General features: G+C 52.2%; 13 protein-coding genes. 7 read left to right on the top strand and 6 right to left on the bottom strand.

Annotated elements, in window-relative coordinates:
• Positions 1–423: 423 nt before the first annotated feature.
• The 4 genes from K3T82_RS12175 (at position 424) to K3T82_RS12160 (ending at position 5,759) form a co-directional block, all read left to right on the top strand.
• On the top strand, positions 424–1,566 hold the full coding sequence (locus K3T82_RS12175; protein WP_220193722.1) for a hypothetical protein: 1,143 nt from the start codon (positions 424–426) through the stop codon (positions 1,564–1,566).
• A gap of 12 nt (positions 1,567–1,578) precedes the next feature.
• Entirely contained in the window at positions 1,579–2,688 is a 1,110-nt protein-coding gene (hisC, locus tag K3T82_RS12170; RefSeq protein WP_220193721.1) for a histidinol-phosphate transaminase, read from the top strand.
• 579 nt (positions 2,689–3,267) lie between these two features.
• Entirely contained in the window at positions 3,268–4,572 is a 1,305-nt protein-coding gene (gene eno, locus K3T82_RS12165; RefSeq protein WP_220195103.1) for a phosphopyruvate hydratase, read from the top strand.
• 320 nt (positions 4,573–4,892) lie between these two features.
• Positions 4,893–5,759: an alpha/beta fold hydrolase gene (locus tag K3T82_RS12160; protein WP_220193720.1), complete on the top strand. Its 867-nt coding sequence runs from the start codon at positions 4,893–4,895 to the stop codon at positions 5,757–5,759.
• Positions 5,760–5,817: 58 nt separating this feature from the next.
• Here the strand turns inward: K3T82_RS12160 and K3T82_RS12155 are convergent, their stop codons facing one another.
• Together K3T82_RS12155 and K3T82_RS12150 are read right to left on the bottom strand one after the other, a co-directional pair.
• Positions 5,818–6,075 (bottom strand): hypothetical protein, encoded by a 258-nt coding sequence (locus K3T82_RS12155; protein WP_220193719.1) that lies wholly within the window; start codon positions 6,073–6,075, stop codon positions 5,818–5,820.
• 41 nt (positions 6,076–6,116) lie between these two features.
• Entirely contained in the window at positions 6,117–6,830 is a 714-nt protein-coding gene (locus K3T82_RS12150) for a hypothetical protein (RefSeq protein WP_220193718.1), read from the bottom strand.
• A 478-nt stretch (positions 6,831–7,308) separates the two neighbouring features.
• On the opposite strand from K3T82_RS12150, the gene K3T82_RS12145 reads away from it, so the two are divergent.
• Positions 7,309–8,142 carry an XdhC family protein gene (locus K3T82_RS12145; protein ID WP_220193717.1) on the top strand — a complete coding sequence of 278 codons (834 nt, stop codon included), beginning with the start codon at positions 7,309–7,311 and terminating at the stop codon, positions 8,140–8,142.
• A 71-nt stretch (positions 8,143–8,213) separates the two neighbouring features.
• Here K3T82_RS12145 and K3T82_RS12140 read toward each other — a convergent pair whose 3' ends face one another.
• Genes K3T82_RS12140 through K3T82_RS12130 form a run of 3 tightly spaced genes read right to left on the bottom strand, consistent with a single transcriptional unit; the run spans position 8,214 to position 12,170 of the window.
• The gene (locus K3T82_RS12140; RefSeq protein WP_220193716.1) at positions 8,214–9,833 is read right to left on the bottom strand and encodes an ABC transporter ATP-binding protein; all 1,620 of its coding nucleotides are present in this window, start codon (positions 9,831–9,833) and stop codon (positions 8,214–8,216) included.
• Positions 9,834–9,843: 10 nt separating this feature from the next.
• Complete coding sequence (locus K3T82_RS12135) at positions 9,844–10,788, bottom strand: ABC transporter permease (RefSeq protein ID WP_220193715.1); 945 nt, start codon at positions 10,786–10,788, stop codon at positions 9,844–9,846.
• A gap of 2 nt (positions 10,789–10,790) precedes the next feature.
• Positions 10,791–12,170, bottom strand: a complete 1,380-nt coding sequence (locus K3T82_RS12130) for an ABC transporter permease (protein WP_220193714.1) — start codon at positions 12,168–12,170, stop codon at positions 10,791–10,793.
• A 395-nt stretch (positions 12,171–12,565) separates the two neighbouring features.
• On the opposite strand from K3T82_RS12130, the gene K3T82_RS12125 reads away from it, so the two are divergent.
• Together K3T82_RS12125 and K3T82_RS12120 are read left to right on the top strand one after the other, a co-directional pair.
• Positions 12,566–13,780 carry a GAF domain-containing sensor histidine kinase gene (locus K3T82_RS12125; RefSeq protein ID WP_220193713.1) on the top strand — a complete coding sequence of 405 codons (1,215 nt, stop codon included), beginning with the start codon at positions 12,566–12,568 and terminating at the stop codon, positions 13,778–13,780.
• A gap of 123 nt (positions 13,781–13,903) precedes the next feature.
• On the top strand, positions 13,904–14,560 hold the full coding sequence (locus K3T82_RS12120; RefSeq protein WP_220193712.1) for a response regulator: 657 nt from the start codon (positions 13,904–13,906) through the stop codon (positions 14,558–14,560).
• A gap of 146 nt (positions 14,561–14,706) precedes the next feature.
• On the opposite strand, the gene rsgA is transcribed toward K3T82_RS12120, so the two are convergent.
• Complete coding sequence (gene rsgA, locus K3T82_RS12115; protein ID WP_220193711.1) at positions 14,707–15,747, bottom strand: ribosome small subunit-dependent GTPase A; 1,041 nt, start codon at positions 15,745–15,747, stop codon at positions 14,707–14,709.
• Positions 15,748–16,026 lie beyond the last annotated feature (279 nt).

Genomic DNA, 16,026 nt, shown 5'->3' with positions numbered 1-16,026 from the left:
ATAAATCTGAAGGCCCTGCAAACTTTCTTTCGCTGATTAAATAGGTACTATGGTACCGACTGGCATCCATTCTTACTTCTCAACTCGTTGTAGAAAGGTGAAAGCAGGCATTATTGTTGTATGTCATTTAGGTGCCTGAGCAAAGTTAGCCACCAATAAGGCAATGTCAGCGAACACATCTAGTACATTCAGGTACCAGTTACAATACCCCAAAGGGTACCCTATTTTCACTGGTAAAAATAGACCCTGCGCCATGTTTATCTCTGTAGAAGATGCATCAACATCACCCATAACTACCTGCCTGCGAGACAAAACTTGCAGTTATGTAGGACACATGCTAGAATCTGCCCTGCATGAGACCAAGTGAAGTATCACAGAAATAGCACTCTGTCGAACCAGCGGCAGAACCGAGAGGAGCGCACATTGGAAGAGAGGACAGGCAATAGCTGGCTAAAACGCTTACTGGATTTCATTAATCCACTACGCGACCCAAGCTTGATGGTCGCCGCTGTATTAACCTTCATAGAAGAAGCGGGACAACGTGACCCATGGTACATGATTGTCATTCTAGCGCTCATTAACTGGTTGGCAGTACGAGGTATCGTCTGGCTGGTCGTCAATTTTACTTTTGCCTCGACTTTCCTGGTTCGTCGCTTCTGGTGGGCCATGAAACATCCCCGCCTGGCATGGCGCATTCTGGATGCGGTTGGGCATGAAGAGATTGTTATTGGAGGCCTCCCCTCCGAAGGTGTGCTTCTCCAAGATGGAACCGCTATCATGGGTCCGATGCTTGGGGCAAGTGGCATTCAGGTCCTCGGCGAACTACCCGCAGGTACAGAGTTACCACTTGGCCTTCCTGGTCCCAACGGACAGATGGGGCAGCCAGCTACAGATGGGCAGGGCTTTCCGGCTGCTGGCTTCTTCCCTGGCGCTGGCTCATTTACAGGTGTCAATGGTTTTGGGAACCCCGCGTTAGGCAACAATAATTACGTCAGTACACAGAGCACCGATGGTCTTCCACGTGGCTTCCAACAAGGCCCTTCCGAAGAGGAAGAGCAATTGCGCCAGCAGTTGGCCTCCTATGCACGCCTCATCGATGATTGGATTCAATTCACGGAAGAAAAATGGCGTACAATTAGTGATGGACAGCTTGGATGGAAACCCCTCCGTGGTCGCTGGAGCAACTGGGATGATATTTTCCAGGACGTATATGCCGCTAAAACGTCCGATCCCATGGCCCAGGCCGCGCAGGCCGCAGGCGAATCCACATCTCGCCGCTTTGACTCGTCACGCGAAAAAGGATCAGCTGCGTCAGCGGTAGCTTGCTTTATGCGTGATATGATGACATTGCGCCAAGGGTTGGAAATGACGCGGCCTTCTATTGAAGTAGCGGCTGAGACTCCTCAGGAGAGTATGCAACGACAAACGACGTCCTCTCCGCTCAATTCCCCCTTCGGTGGCGGCAATAGCGGCAACCTTACAGGGTCAACGGGGAGTTTTTCGCCACGTAATTCTCTTATTCGTAAGCCCGCACAAATCTTCGTCGATGCCGATTCACAGAAGTAGGACTAGTAGGACATGTATACATACTCTTCTCCCCGTCTAGTGACGGTGCGCCCAGAGATGGATCGCCTGGATCAATATGCTCCAGGCGAATCGCTGGAGGCTTTTAGCGCCCGTACCGGCATTCCTCTCGGGGATATTATTAAACTTAATAGCAATGAAAGCCCATATGAGCCCGCTCCTTCGGTTTTAAAAGCTCTTAGCAATTTCAGTAGTTATAACCATTATCCTGATGCTAATTCCGCCGCTTTGCGTTCCGCCCTGGCAACCTATGCCGGCGTAGAGGAACATCATATTGTCGTCCATCATGGTAGCTCTGAACTTATCAATCTTCTCTGGCATCTTTTTCTCTCTGTGGGTGACAATGTTCTCTGCTGCCCTCCTACCTTCTCACTCTACACTTCAGTGACTAGCTTCTGTGGCGCTCACGTTCTGGAGGTGTCTCGTAAAGAGAATTACGAGGTTGACATCGATGCCGTTCTAACAGCACTTACCCCGCAGACCAAGCTGATTGTGCTTACATCACCCAATAATCCCACTGGTAACGCTATCAGTGAGCAAGATATATTAACACTTCTCGATACAGGGCGCATCGTAATCCTGGATGAGGCCTATGTCGAGTTCTCCGATAGACCTCGCGGCTTCGCGCACCTCGTTCCGCAATATGAGAATCTGGTCGTGATGCGCACTTTCAGTAAGTGGGCCGGGCTGGCGGGTTTGCGTATCGGTTACGCCCTCATGCCCGATTGGATCCAGGCTTACATGCGACGCGCGCAGTGTCCCTTTGAGGTCAATATCGCCGGGCATATCGCTGCTATCGAGACGCTAAAAGCTCTTGATTACACTCTAAATGATGTACGACGCATCGTGGAAGAGCGTGAGCGACTCTTCGCGATGCTCTCACGCTATTCCTTCTTTACACCCTTCCCATCTCAGGGCAACTTTATTCTGACTCGCGTGGACGAAAGCCAGGTCAAAGTGAATGAGATTCGCTCAGCAGTTGAGAAACAAGGTATCCTCTTGCGCTACTTCTCTCAGCCCGCTATGCGCAATTTCATTCGTGTAACAGTGGGCAAACCTGAACATACCGATAATATCGACAAAGCTCTACACACACTCCTTTAACCAGTTAGAGTAATACTCCCTCAAGCCATGCAGAGTATCTTTTCAGGCATCTGCATGGCTTGTTATAAAAACGCCGCCACATGGTTCCACTTCCGGCTGAGTTTGTGTTGTATAGCATCTGAGTATCTCGGGCGGTCACGCTCGGGCAAATGAATGGCTTGCCCATAAACCCCACTTCGATGTACAATAGCCACGACGAGAATGTAGAGTAACACATTACGTCCACTACTGGCGTTTTTACCACTCCTTAAGCTTTTGAGCGGAAACCATCTCTCATTCGAGGATACAATGCCGCTAATGCGCTCAGGTTTTCGCGTAAGGAGTATTTGATATTGCACCGCCAGCATACAGCATATGCGAAAAGAGCGTCGGTGCCGCTTGCTCTAAAAAGCATTCGCCAACGCCGCCTGAGCAGCGGCTAGCTTCGCCGCCACATGGCTCCACTTCCTGCTGGGTTTGTGTTGTGCGACATCTGAGCATCTCAGGCGGCTGCGCTCAGGCGAATGAATAGCTTGCCAATAGGCGTTAGAACTTGTTTGCGTGGAGGATTTTTACGGTATGCCACTGAATACAGATGACTTGACCACTATCGAAGAGGTCTCAGCACGTGAGATTCTCGACTCACGTGGCAATCCTACAGTTCAAGTTGAGGTGCTTCTGATGGGTGGGGCGCGTGGGATAGCCGCAGTCCCCTCCGGTGCGTCAACCGGCGCTCATGAGGCCGTAGAGTTGCGCGATGGTGACAAGAGCCGCTATGGCGGCAAGGGAGTACTCCAGGCTGTCGCGAACGTCAATGACCAAATTAGCGATGCCCTGGTTGGCCTGGATGCCACAGATCAGTCCATGATTGACGAAATTATGATTGAGCTAGACGGCACATCCAATAAGGGAAAACTAGGCGCGAACGCTCTGCTTGGTGTTTCACTGGCTATCTCCAAAGCAGCCGCGCAGGCACAACAGCAGCCACTTTATCGCTACATTGGTGGTGTCTCCGCTCGCACCCTTCCCGTTCCCATGCTCAATATTTTGAATGGCGGCAAACACGCCGATAACTCGACCGATCTACAAGAATATATGGTGCTGCCCGTGGGGGCATCCTCCTTCCGCGAAGCCCTGCGCATGGGTGCCGAGGTCTATCAGAGCTTGAAGAAGGTGCTGCACAGTAAAAAGCTCAATACCAATGTTGGCGACGAGGGTGGCTTCGCCCCTTCACTCTCCTCCAACCGCGAAGCGCTGGAATTGCTCGTGCAAGCGATTGAAACCGCTGGCTATAAGCCCGGTTCCGATATCTTCCTGGGTATGGATGCGGCGTCAACAGAGCTCTACCACAATGGTAAGTATGTATTGGAGCGCGAGGGACGCACGCTCAGCTCAAAGGAGATGGTTGATCTCTATGAGCAATGGGTTGGTGAGTATCCCATCGTGAGTATCGAAGACGGTCTGGCGGAAGATGACTGGGAAGGCTGGTCGATGCTTCGTCAGCGCCTGGGCGGGCGTGTTCAGCTTGTGGGCGATGATCTGTTTGTGACCAATACCACACGCCTCAAGCGCGGCATTATCGAGGGCTCGGCAAACTCTATCCTGGTGAAGCTCAATCAGATTGGTACTCTGACGGAGACCCTCGAAGCTATCGAGATGGCGAAACGTGCTGGTTATACCGCCGTCGTCTCACATCGCTCCGGCGAAACTGAAGATACCACCATCGCAGATCTGGTGGTGGCGACAAATGCTGGGCAGATCAAGACTGGCGCTCCCGCACGCAGTGAGCGCGTCGCCAAGTATAATCGTCTTCTGGTCATTGAGGATGAACTTGGAAATGAGGCAGCCCGCTATGCTGGCTTCAGCGCATTTTATAATGTCCCAGCCCTGTACGCCAAAGCATAAGCGCGCTATAGTATAAATAGAAACCCGGAAAGTGAGGAGCCAAGAATGGCTCCTCACGACGCATGTTTCCGAGATACCCATCTATTATATGGGGCATCTAAGCGCGCTAGCCGCGTTAGTTTCGCGGAAGACCTTATTTGCTCCTTATCCGAAAATCTGAGCGCGTATGTTACAACGAACATCAATGCCGCCTTAACAGCAGCTAGCGCAAAGCGCTCAGATGTTCGTGCAAGGAGTACGCACTAGCCGCAACCAGCGGCGCTGAGCCCTCGATTGAGGGTTGGTTTTCGCATAAGACCTTTATCAGAGAGAGAAGATGTATGCCAAGTACCAGTACGTCACAGGAGCGGCGCACAACTAACGCCATCCACTATAAATACAGCTATATTGTACAGAATGCCGAGTATGGCTCCGATGGGGCTATTGTCCTTCTACATGACCTTCCCGCTGGTGCCTTCGCCTGGGAAAATGTTATGCCACAGTTGGTAGGGCTAAAGCGCGCAGTATATGCTATCGATATGCTCGGCTACGGCAATTCCGATCATCCATGGCCCGCCGATACCTCCACCTGGGGTCAGGCCGATGGACTGGCGCTCCTCTTTAAGAACCTGAATCTCAAAAATATTATCCTGGTTGGGCACGGAGTCGGTGGTGGTGTAGCTCAAATTCTTGCTACACGCCTTTATCATGAACAGGTTGCCGCTCTGGTTCTGGTAGATACAATTGCCTACCTGCATGCCTTTAGTGAAAACTGGCCTCTGCCAGAAATGGCAAAGCGCCAGGATTTCGATGCTCCCAAAGAGGCTTCCCTTGAGGAGGTTATTCACGATCTGCGCAATACCCTGGGAAGTGGTGTTGTGAAGGTGAAAGAATTCGCCAATGTCATCGATAAGTACATTGAGCCCTGGAACAGCGAGGTGGGCAAAGAGGTGCTGTATCAACACATTCGCCTGCTGATCCCCTCTTACACCAACGCAGTATCAACCGACCTGGCTGTCTTCCAAAAGCCAGTTCTCATCATCTGGGGTGAGAAAGATCAACAGATGCCTATCAAAATCGCTGAGCGTTTGCATCGCGAGATTGCTCATTCCAAACTGGCTGTCATTCACAATGCAGGTCATCTAATTCCCTTCGATGCTCCTGAGGCTGTAGCTTCAGAGATCAAAAGCTTCGTTGAGGCACTCTAACCCTCCGAGGCAGGTCATAACACAGCGAGGTCGTTGCGCTTGCAACGACCTCGCTGTGTTATGATGCCTTTCGCCTCTTCCCATGTTTCCTCTCATCCGTAAGTGGTCCGCGAATGGCTGGAACTGTGTCCGACACTTCTCGCTGCTTGACAAGATATTGCTCCGAACAGCGATTATACTCCTCAACAGCCAGCATATACGCGTTAAACATACGCTCAAGGGCTTGGGGAGGAGCCCCATCTTGCTCCGCTCGCGCCAGTTCATACCATTTCTGCTGCATACGCTTTTCAGCGCGCTCAATAGTGTTAGAAGTCATGCGTATCGACGCTTTCTGGAAGAGTGACAGGTGCCCTGGCACTAAGAGGCCTTGTTTTGTTGCTGCTGCGCCTTGAACTCTTCCGTTAATTGCTGGATTAAATGTTTCGCGCTCAGAACTGTCATCGAGGAGAGGTCGGAGGGCTCGGGCTTGCTCAGGTGTTGGCAGAGCTTACGAATGCTAGAGACCTGCCGCTCAGTCGCCGCTGACTCAGGGGTAAGTGCTTCACCCTTCTCCGCTCGTGCGCCATTGGCGACAGCAGCGGCAGCATTCCCATTTCCGTTTCCATTTATATGCGCGCCATTGCTCCGCTCCACTGGTGCGTCGACGATCCTATGTTCTTCATTCAGCTCGGGGGCAAATTGAGTGCCATAGCCAAGCGCCGCCAGCGCACGACCTATCGAGCCCGACTCGGCCTTTTCGAGGTAATCGGGGAAGGCGGCAGCTCTCTCCATCTTGGTGCCAGTCGCAACTCCACCCTTGCCATCACGTACTACTGCGCGAAAAATGGCAATGCCTTTCGCGGTCTTAATGACCTTCTCGCTACGACGCTTCTCCGCGTTCCAGACAAACGCCTCTTCTTCTGTCTCTTTATCGATATCCAGGTGCACTAACTCAGTTTCAATCGTTCCTTCTGGGCATTCTTGTCTGAACCAGACCAGGCGCCACTTCACTTCCAGGTACTCAGAGGTCCCCTTGCCGTTCCGAATGTTAATCAAATGTTCTCTGGGATTAAATGGCTGACTATTATTCATTCCTCATTCTCCTACTCGAAAGTCAATCATTTGTTGCGCTCTCATAAGATCCTAAGCGAAAACCAACGTCACTATCGTGACTAGCGCTACCGCGCTCAGGTCTTCGGACAAGGAGTAAACTACAACCCCTGGACAAAATACAATGGACGCGCGCAAATCCCTGCCCGTATCTCGCATCTTCGCTCATCTGTCCACAACCAGACAGTACTCACCTTCACGGCATGTAGTCACCCATCAATCCACACATGGACGCCGCCATGTCTTCTCAAAATTTGAAACTTTGTTCTAATTCGTCTTCACATTATAGAACAGCCTTGAAGTGGCTGTCAAGTTGACAGGTGGTGTTGCTATATTATTCTTTCTAACTTCCCTAAAAAGGGAAGTTATTATTGAGAACGATTTTCGCCAGCTACCGCGTAATAGTATAATGATAGGAATAGGATATTCAGCGATTGAGTAGTAATGTAAGAGGTAGGCAATGAATGCCATAGCACTGTATAACGAGATTCAAACCACTCTCCATCAAGGCAAACGAGTGGTGGTCGCTACCGTGGTAAAGACCACGGGCGCGGCTCCATGTGAAATTGGAAGTAAAATGCTCATCGCGCAGGATGGGACCCCCCAGGGGAGTATCGCGGGACCCATTACCGATAAGCAGATAGCGCAGGAGAGCCTCAAGGCGCTACGAGAGGATCGCTCACATCTGGCACATATTCATATCGACGCAGACAATGGTGAGGCGGTTGGAAGTTGTGGCGCGACCTTGGAGGTCTTCTTCGAGGTACTACGTCCCGAGCCCCGTCTCATCATTGTGGGCGCAGGTTATGTGGCTCAATCTCTGGCACGCCTCGCCGCGACACTAGGTTTTCGCATAGTGGTCGTTGACGATAGGCGCGATCTTGCTGATCCGCAGGTCTTTAGTGATAAAGTTCAGTTGGTCTTTGGCGATATCCCCACTACTATTCGTAAGCTCGAACCAGATGAATCAAGCTGGCTTGTCATCGTCACCAGAGGGCACACTCTCGATAATGATGCCTTACGCGCCGCACTACAAACTCGGGCCGCTTATATCGGCATGATTGGGAGCACTAGCAAGGTAAAACAGATCTTTCGCCATCTTCGTGAGGAAGGAATCTCACGCGCGCAACTGGAGCAGGTTCACGCTCCCATTGGTCTCGATCTAGGCGCGGAAACTCCCGATGAGATTGCTTTGAGTATCGCGGCTGAGATGGTTATGTTGCGCCGCCAGGGAAGTGGCCTGCCCCTTAAGTCGCGTCACCAACTTCTAGACGATCAGGTACTCCAGGTATAGGCCCTCTATCACAATAATCCACCCATAAGCTTGCGCAAGCTTATGGGTGGATTATTGTGATAGAATCTACTCTATTCACGAACAGGCTCAGGTCCCTGTGTCGTCTCATCATGGTGAGCGCCACCAGTCATCAACACACCCATTTCTTCATCTGAGGTATCAGGGCTAACAATGTCAACGATACGCCCTTCGTACATGACCGCAACACGGTCGGAGAGTGAGCGTATCTCATCTAATTCGGCGGAGACGAGGAGTACAGCCTTTCCGGCGTCTCGCTGCTCAATCAGGCGACGATGGATAAACTCAATCGCACCAATGTCGACGCCACGTGTAGGCTGCGAAGCGATCAACGCCTGGGGATTACAAGACAGCTCACGCGCGATGATGACCTTCTGCTGGTTACCACCAGAGAGGGCCTTTACTGGGATCTCAACCGATGGAGTGCGTACGTCAAAGTCCGCTGCTAGCTTGCGCGCCACTGAACCAATCTTACGCAGGGAGAGAGCGAAGCATTTCCAGGCGAACTCAGGCCAGCGCTGGCGACCCAGAATCATATTGTCAGCAATCGACTCACTCAAGACCAGGCCACTCTCACGGCGGTCCTCCGGAATATGTGCCAGGCCCATAGCACGCTCGTCGCTCGCGTTCATATTGGTCAGGTTTACCGTCTGGCCGGGCTTCCCATCGTTGATTGGTGTAATCGTAACCTCGCCAGTTGTACACTTTCGCATACCGGAGATCACTTCAACCAGTTCAGACTGTCCGTTCCCCTCCACACCCGCGATACCCAGAATCTCACCAGAGCGCACCTCCAGATTGATATTGTGTAGCACTTCCAGGCCCAGATCAGACTTCGCGCAGAGATCTTTGAGCTGAAGAATAGGAGCCCCTGGTTGTGCTGGCTCTTTCACGACCTGGAGCAACACGTCGCGTCCAACCATCATACGCGCGATCTCGCGACGATCTGTCTTGCTCGTTGCCAGATTCCCAACGTTCTTCCCACGCCGTAGGACGGTGATATTGTCGGTCAGTTCCAGCACTTCACGTAGCTTATGCGTAATAAAAATGATGGTCTTGCCTTGCTTGACTAAGCTACGCAAGACGCTAAAGAGCTCATCTGTTTCCTGGGGTGTCAGCACGCCGGTTGGCTCATCCATAATCAGGATGTCCGCGCCACGCGCCAGCACCTTCAGAATTTCAACGCGCTGTTGTAATCCCACTGAGAGGTCTTTAATCTTCGCGTCAGGATTGATTGGCAGTCCATATTGCTCGCCCAAGCTCTTGACTTCTGTACGCGCTTGCTGAAGGCTCAATGTTCCGCCCAGGCCGCCCGGCTCACGCCCAAGAATGATATTCTCCGCCACAGTCAGGGGCGGAATGAGCATAAAATGCTGGTGGACCATACCAATACCCAGGCGCATAGCATCGCGAGGGCCGTGGATAGAGACCTCCTGGCCCTTGACAAAGATCTTCCCTCCATCGGGATGGATAAGCCCATAAAGAATATTCATCAATGTTGATTTACCGGCTCCATTCTCACCCATCAAAGCATGGATTTCGCCCTGACGCACAGTGAGATTGGCACGGTCATTCGCGATCACACCGGGCCAGATTTTGGAGATGTCGCGCATTTCGACCGCGTAAGGAGCATCACTCTCCTGTGTTGGTTTTACCAGAGTGCTTTCCTGCATAACTCTTCTCCTATTCCGTACCCGGCTCATAAGGAATCCCATCCGCAGCAGGGGGAATCGTGCGCCCAACCAGCCCCACAAGCGCGAGCAAGGTCAGGATATAAGGTAGCGTACTTAACAGGTTGGGGTCGATACCGGGCCCCTGTAAGCGTGAGACCAGAGCCTCACCCAGGCCAAAGACCAGACAGGCACCAGCAGTCCCCCAGGGGGTATATTTGCCAAAGATCATCGCCGCCAGGGCGATATAGCCAGTACCAGCCGTCATGTTCGAGTTGAAGATGCCTGCGATACCCAACGAGAGGAAAGCGCCAGAGAGTCCCGCCAGAGCACCGCTGGCCACTACGCAGATATAGCGAATCAAGCGCACATTCACGCCTGCCGTATCAGCAGCCTGGGGATGTTCGCCGACAGCGCGAATCCGCAAACCAAAGTTGGTGCGGAAGAGCAAAAACTGCGTTCCAAGCAAGATCACGATAGCAACATAGAAGATGATGTTCTGCTGAAAGAGCACCGGCCCCACAAAAGGGATCGTCGAGAGTGGGCCAAGCGAGACCTGGGGAAGACGCAAAGAATCGCTCAAGGAGGGTATGCCCTGACCAGCAGTCTGAACAAAAAGCACATAATTCGTCAGGCCAAGCGCGAAGAGGTTAATAGCGATACCACTCACCGTCTGATTGGCCTTAAAATTGATCGAGACAACAGCATGAATCAATGCAATCAAGCCACCAGCGATGATAGCTCCCACGACACCTAGAAATACGTTGTTGCTGGCACGAGCCACAGCTACAGCAGCGAAGGCTCCCGTCAGCATCATTCCTTCCATGGCAATATTGATGATGCCACTACGCTCTGAGAGCACGCCTCCAAGCGCTGGCAGAAGCAACAGCGCGGCGAATTGTAGCGTCGCGGCCCACAGGTCACTGGAGCCCAACACGCTTAAGATTAAACCAAGCATTACTAGTGGCCCTCCTCAATACGTTCAGACGATTGTTCTTCCACATTTGGGCGCTCTTCAGGTGTATTGTCACTACTGGTGATCGCAGTCGCAGGCACTTCTAGCTCGCGCTCTATCACCGTCTCGTTCTCCACAACAATCAAGGGGTCACCAACGATAGGCCCTGAGAGAGGTACTTCAATGGCTGGCGCCACCGCGCGCTTCGAGCGACTACGGAGGGCACGTATAATGGCTGGTAGGAATTCTGAAGCGATGCTAAAGAGTACCAGAGCCTGTAGCATATATGCCAGATCACCGGGCACATTCGCAAAAAGCTGCATCGTGGTGCCACCCTGACGCAAGCCACCAAAGAGTAGAGAGCTTAGCAGGACGCCAATCGTCGTAGTGCGACCAAGGAGCGCGACACCTAGCGCGTCAAAACCCGTTGGGTCAATCGCAAATGTAGAGCCCAACAATTGGTAGGGAGCCTGTCCCATTAGATGGAACGCGCCTGCGAGTCCCGAGAGCGCGCCTGCCATCGCCATCGCCAGGAAGAGGTTGCGCCCGGTACGGATACCAGCATATTTCGCGGCCCTGGGGTTGTTTCCTATAACGCGTATCTCATAACCGAAAGCCGTGCGTGTGGTGATGAACCAGTACGCAACCAGAATCACCAGGACAATTAGCAGGCTCACATCAGTCAAATACTGCTCAGGATTCTCAATAGGGGGAAGAAATTGGCCTAATGTCTGATTATAGAACACTGTGATCGCAGGCAATTGAGCCTGTGCGGGAATGGCTGGTGTCTGTAAAGACTGCTGTGGAGCTTTAAAGGGACCAGATATCAGATAATCGGTTCCATAAAAGGCGATCCAGTTCAGCATGATAGTTGTAACGACTTCATGTACGCCGCGCCATGCCTTAAGTAGTCCAACAATACCACCCCAGATACCACCAGCTACCATGCTACCGATAATCATCAAAGGAACAAGAATAATACCGGGTAGGCCCGAAAGGGCAAAGGCAATAATACCAGCGGTCATCGCACCCACCGCGATTTGCCCAGCCGCACCAATATTAAAAAGGCCCGCCCGATACGAAATGGAGACGGAGAGACCCGCCAGAATCAGCGGTCCAACACGAACCAGAGTGTACGACAGGCTCGCAGGATCGCCAAAGGAGCCCTGCAAGAGATACTGATACGCATTGACAACGGTATTTAACCTGTCTTCAAGCGATCCCGGAGCGGTAATCAGAATCAAAATACTCCCTGCGACCATCGCCAACGCAACGGCGAATAGAGGGCGACTGAGAGAAATCCAGACTCTGTATAACCAGCCAAGCATTTTCGACGTCGAAGAACGCGCATGGCTCTCTCCGAGCCGACCTGGTGGTAAGGCCATAAGGCTTCCTCCAAAATAGAAGACGGCATGGTATGCCGCCAGGTATAGATAGGTAAGGAAATCTGTATCGACAAATATGATAACATTAGCTGTGGAGATAATACAAGCATAAAGCTGATATCTCATAGCGATACCAAATAATACACGTTGTGGCATTCGTATAATTATGGGTAGCCTTTACCAATTTGTGCATTCTGCCCAATCCCTCCGCATCCCAAATTCATGCGAATCACTAGATCATCCTCGACACGCTTTCAACCGGATGCTATACTTCTCAGGAAGAAACTACTACCATTGCCAGCAGCCACTTTCTCGTATACCATTTATGGCTATGGTCTTAAACAAAATCCAACGCCGCCCTCGCGGCTAGCGCAAACGCCTTTTTCCTGGAAGATATGACACAAGAACAATTCGAGAAATCGACAAGTGAAGCCACGTCGCTCCTGCATAATAATCGCGAACTGGCAGTGTTATATGATATCGCCAGCTACTTAAATCATATCGTTGATGTACATGAGGCACTGCAAGAAGTGTTAGCCCGCGTCACTGAATTACTCGGGCTACGTACGGGCTGGGTCTGGCTACTCAATGAGTGGGGTCATACCTATCTGGCAGCCTCACAGGCACTTCCACCCTATCTGGCTGACCATACCGAGCGCATGACGGGTTCCTGCCAGTGCCTGGATACCTTCTTAGGCGGGGAACTATCAGGGGCCTCAAACATCGACGTCCTGCGTTGTAGTCGCCTGAAAAATGCCGAACGGAACAGCGATCCATCGGCACTTGGTCTACGCTTCCACGCGAGTGTTCCCATATACGCGGGAGATACTCGTATTGGTGTGCTCAACGTCGCCAGTGAAGACTGGCGTGGGCTTCAGCCCGAAGAGCTACAACTCCTGCACATCATCGGTGATCAGATCGGCCTGGCGATCCAACGCGCTCGTATCTCAGCGCAGCATATGCACGCGGCGGCGCGCTTAGCGACTATTGAAGAGCGCAATCGTCTGGCAAGGGAGATCCACGATACCATTGCTCAGGGTCTCGCCGCCATTACCCTACAATTAGAAACGGCAGACGCGCTAACCGAAGCCAGGCCAGAACGAGCTCAGGTTGCCTTACAGCGTGCCTTGCGCCTGGCACGCAACAATCTGGAGGAAGCACGCCGCTCTGTGATGGATCTACGCGCCGCTCCCTTACAGGGACGCACGCTTCCAGAGGCCTTGCAATCACTGGCAAATGACGATAAGATCATGGGAGAACGCACTGGCCAAACCCAGGTGAGTTTCTATTACGAGCCTTCACCACTCTTCCCACCGCTTCCCGCTAACGTCGAATCTGGCTTGTATCGCATCGCCCAGGAGGCTTTGAATAATGCCTACCAGCATGCACAGGCCAAACGAGTAGAAATTACACTTGAAGCCAACGAGCACCAGGTCCGACTCGCTATTAAAGACAATGGGCGGGGCTTCGACCTCGATACCATTGCTGCTCAGGAAGGCCATTTTGGACTGACAGGCATAGGTGAGCGCGTCAAGCTGCTTAATGGTACACTGTGTATCGAGAGCGAACCAGAGCAAGGAACTCATATATATATCATACTCCCTTACTAAGGCCAGCCAACGCCGCCTGATCGGCGGCTAGCGCCGGTGCGCTCAGGCGGCGTTGGCGAATGCTTTTAGGGCATATTCTTAAAAAGAACGCATCACCAGAGAGAAAGGCGCAGAGGACAACACATGATTCGCATTTTACTGGCAGATGACCATCCCATTGTACGCGAAGGGTTGCGCGCGGTACTTGAAACGCAGCCCGACTTCGAAGTTGTCGCGGAATGCGCCAATGGGGAAGAGGCCATTCGTCAGGCTGAAGCACTCAAGCCGGATATACTCCTTCTCGACTTGGAGATGCCAATCATGGATGGCGTGGAAGCCATTAAGCAACTTCGTCTGCGCCATCATCCAGCCCGCACCATTGTCTTTACAGCCTTTGATACCGATGAGCGCATTATCTACGCCATTCAATCGGGGGCAGATGGCTATCTCCTCAAAGGTTCACCCCGCGATGATATTTTTAAGGCGATTCGCCTCGCGATGGAAGGTGGCTCTCTCTTACAACCGCTAGTAGCCTCCAAGCTCCTGCGGCACATGGGGCAGCGTGAAGGAAACGGCAGGCCCGCTGATGACCTGCTCCAGGTAGAAGAGCTTACTGAGCGTGAATTGGAAGTCCTACGCCTGCTGGCTCAAGGCATGCCAAATAAAGAGATCGCCTCGCAACTTGTTATCAGTGAGCGTACCGCCAAGTTCCACGTAAGCTCTATCATGAGCAAGCTAGGCGCGACCAACCGTACCGAAGCCGTTGCTCTTGCCGCACAACGCGGCCTCATCAGCCTCTAAAAGAGTAGCCTCCTTGACAATGAAAATTTGAGAGGTGTGTGCGAAGCAGTATCAAACTATCGCGGCAATATAACAACCAACAACAAGGAAAAAGGCCATATGTAGGCGCTGCACTGGCTAAAGCGCAGCGCTCACGGTCCTACACCCTAGCGCTCTTCACCTGTATAGATACGTACATAGCTGCGATAGCGCCCCTCATCAATGATCTCATCCTCTACCGCCTGGATGATAGCACAACCTTCCTCATCAATATGGTTACAGTCATCATAGACACACTCACCCAGGTAGGGGCGAAACTCCACAAAGCAGCGCGGCAGATCCTCCATCGAAACATCCCAGGCCGCAAGCGCGCGAATGCCAGCCGAGTCTGCCAGCCAGCCGCCCGTTGAGAGAGGATATAACTGCGAACCGGTGGTCGTATGGCGTCCTTTACCTGTGGCATCGCTAATCAAGCCAGTTCGTAACGCCATATTCGGCTCTAATGCATTGACAAGCGAAGACTTACCAACGCCGGAAGGGCCAGTAAAGAGGCTGGTATGATCCTTCAACAGCGCCTTCAAGCCTTCGATTCCCTGTCCACTATACGCGCTCGTCCAGACGACAGTGTATCCAAGCCTCGCATAGAGGCTGGCTGCCTCTTCCACGTGCGAATCATGGGGCAGATCAGCCTTATTCAAACAGATGATCGCACTTAAATTCGCGGCTTCACAGATGACCAGGTAGCGATCCAGAAAGGCAAAGTGAGGATCGGGTTGCGCAACTGCCAATACGATAAATACCTGATCGAGGTTCGCTAGTAGCGTTTGGGGAATGGCTTTCTTATCGGTTGAACCTGCATCGAGGCGCGAGAGTTCGCTCTGACGCGGCAGAATTTCTTCAATTAACCCGGTATGCTCATCTAATTTGCGGAACTTTACATAATCGCCAGCAGAGAGGCGCGATTGGATAGGGTTTTCAGCTTCGGGAGCGGGTTTATGCTGTTTCTCGCGCTCACGCTCAGCGCGTCGCATCTGATAGACATTTAATTTACGCCCTCCCACAACATTCTGAGTTTGAACGCGGGCGAAGGCTTTTTTCAACTTACCACGTAAGGTACAACGAAAGATGCCATTGTCGGTATGCACATCGTAGATACCATGCGCGCCCGTCAACACAATACCTGTCAGCAGAATTGGGTCATCAATCAAGCGTTTTCCTCCAGGAAGCATCAGTGCATGCTTCAAAACAGCAAAACAATAAGAAGGTAACTGCCGTAAGGAGGAAGAGTGGAATCTCTCAGCCGGGGGGAAAGCATGGCTGAGATGCGTCTCCGGTGCAACAACCAACCGGAATAGGTGCAGACGGGCAGGTCGAGCTAGCGTGAGCCAGGCGCCTGTGAAGATGGAGCGATCAGGAAAGCCTGGCGGGGCAATTGCTCTCGCTGCTGTCGATAACACTCGCCTCGTACCGGACAGAACAGGTGCATT

Origin of the sequence: Ktedonospora formicarum (assembly GCF_016587355.1) — a bacterium.
GTDB lineage: Bacteria > Chloroflexota > Ktedonobacteria > Ktedonobacterales > Ktedonobacteraceae > Ktedonobacter > Ktedonobacter formicarum.
This window is presented reverse-complemented; position numbering and strand designations above follow the sequence as displayed.

Coding starts and splice junctions, on each gene's coding strand:
- hisC (WP_220193721.1), top strand. CDS start 1,579: ATGTATACATACTCTTCTCCCCGTCTAGTGACGGTGCGCCCAGAGATG.
- K3T82_RS12160 (WP_220193720.1), top strand. CDS start 4,893: ATGCCAAGTACCAGTACGTCACAGGAGCGGCGCACAACTAACGCCATC.
- K3T82_RS12155 (WP_220193719.1), bottom strand. CDS start 6,075: ATGACTTCTAACACTATTGAGCGCGCTGAAAAGCGTATGCAGCAGAAA.
- K3T82_RS12150 (WP_220193718.1), bottom strand. CDS start 6,830: ATGAATAATAGTCAGCCATTTAATCCCAGAGAACATTTGATTAACATT.
- K3T82_RS12145 (WP_220193717.1), top strand. CDS start 7,309: ATGAATGCCATAGCACTGTATAACGAGATTCAAACCACTCTCCATCAA.
- K3T82_RS12140 (WP_220193716.1), bottom strand. CDS start 9,833: ATGCAGGAAAGCACTCTGGTAAAACCAACACAGGAGAGTGATGCTCCT.
- K3T82_RS12135 (WP_220193715.1), bottom strand. CDS start 10,788: ATGCTTGGTTTAATCTTAAGCGTGTTGGGCTCCAGTGACCTGTGGGCC.
- K3T82_RS12130 (WP_220193714.1), bottom strand. CDS start 12,170: ATGGCCTTACCACCAGGTCGGCTCGGAGAGAGCCATGCGCGTTCTTCG.
- K3T82_RS12125 (WP_220193713.1), top strand. CDS start 12,566: ATGACACAAGAACAATTCGAGAAATCGACAAGTGAAGCCACGTCGCTC.
- K3T82_RS12120 (WP_220193712.1), top strand. CDS start 13,904: ATGATTCGCATTTTACTGGCAGATGACCATCCCATTGTACGCGAAGGG.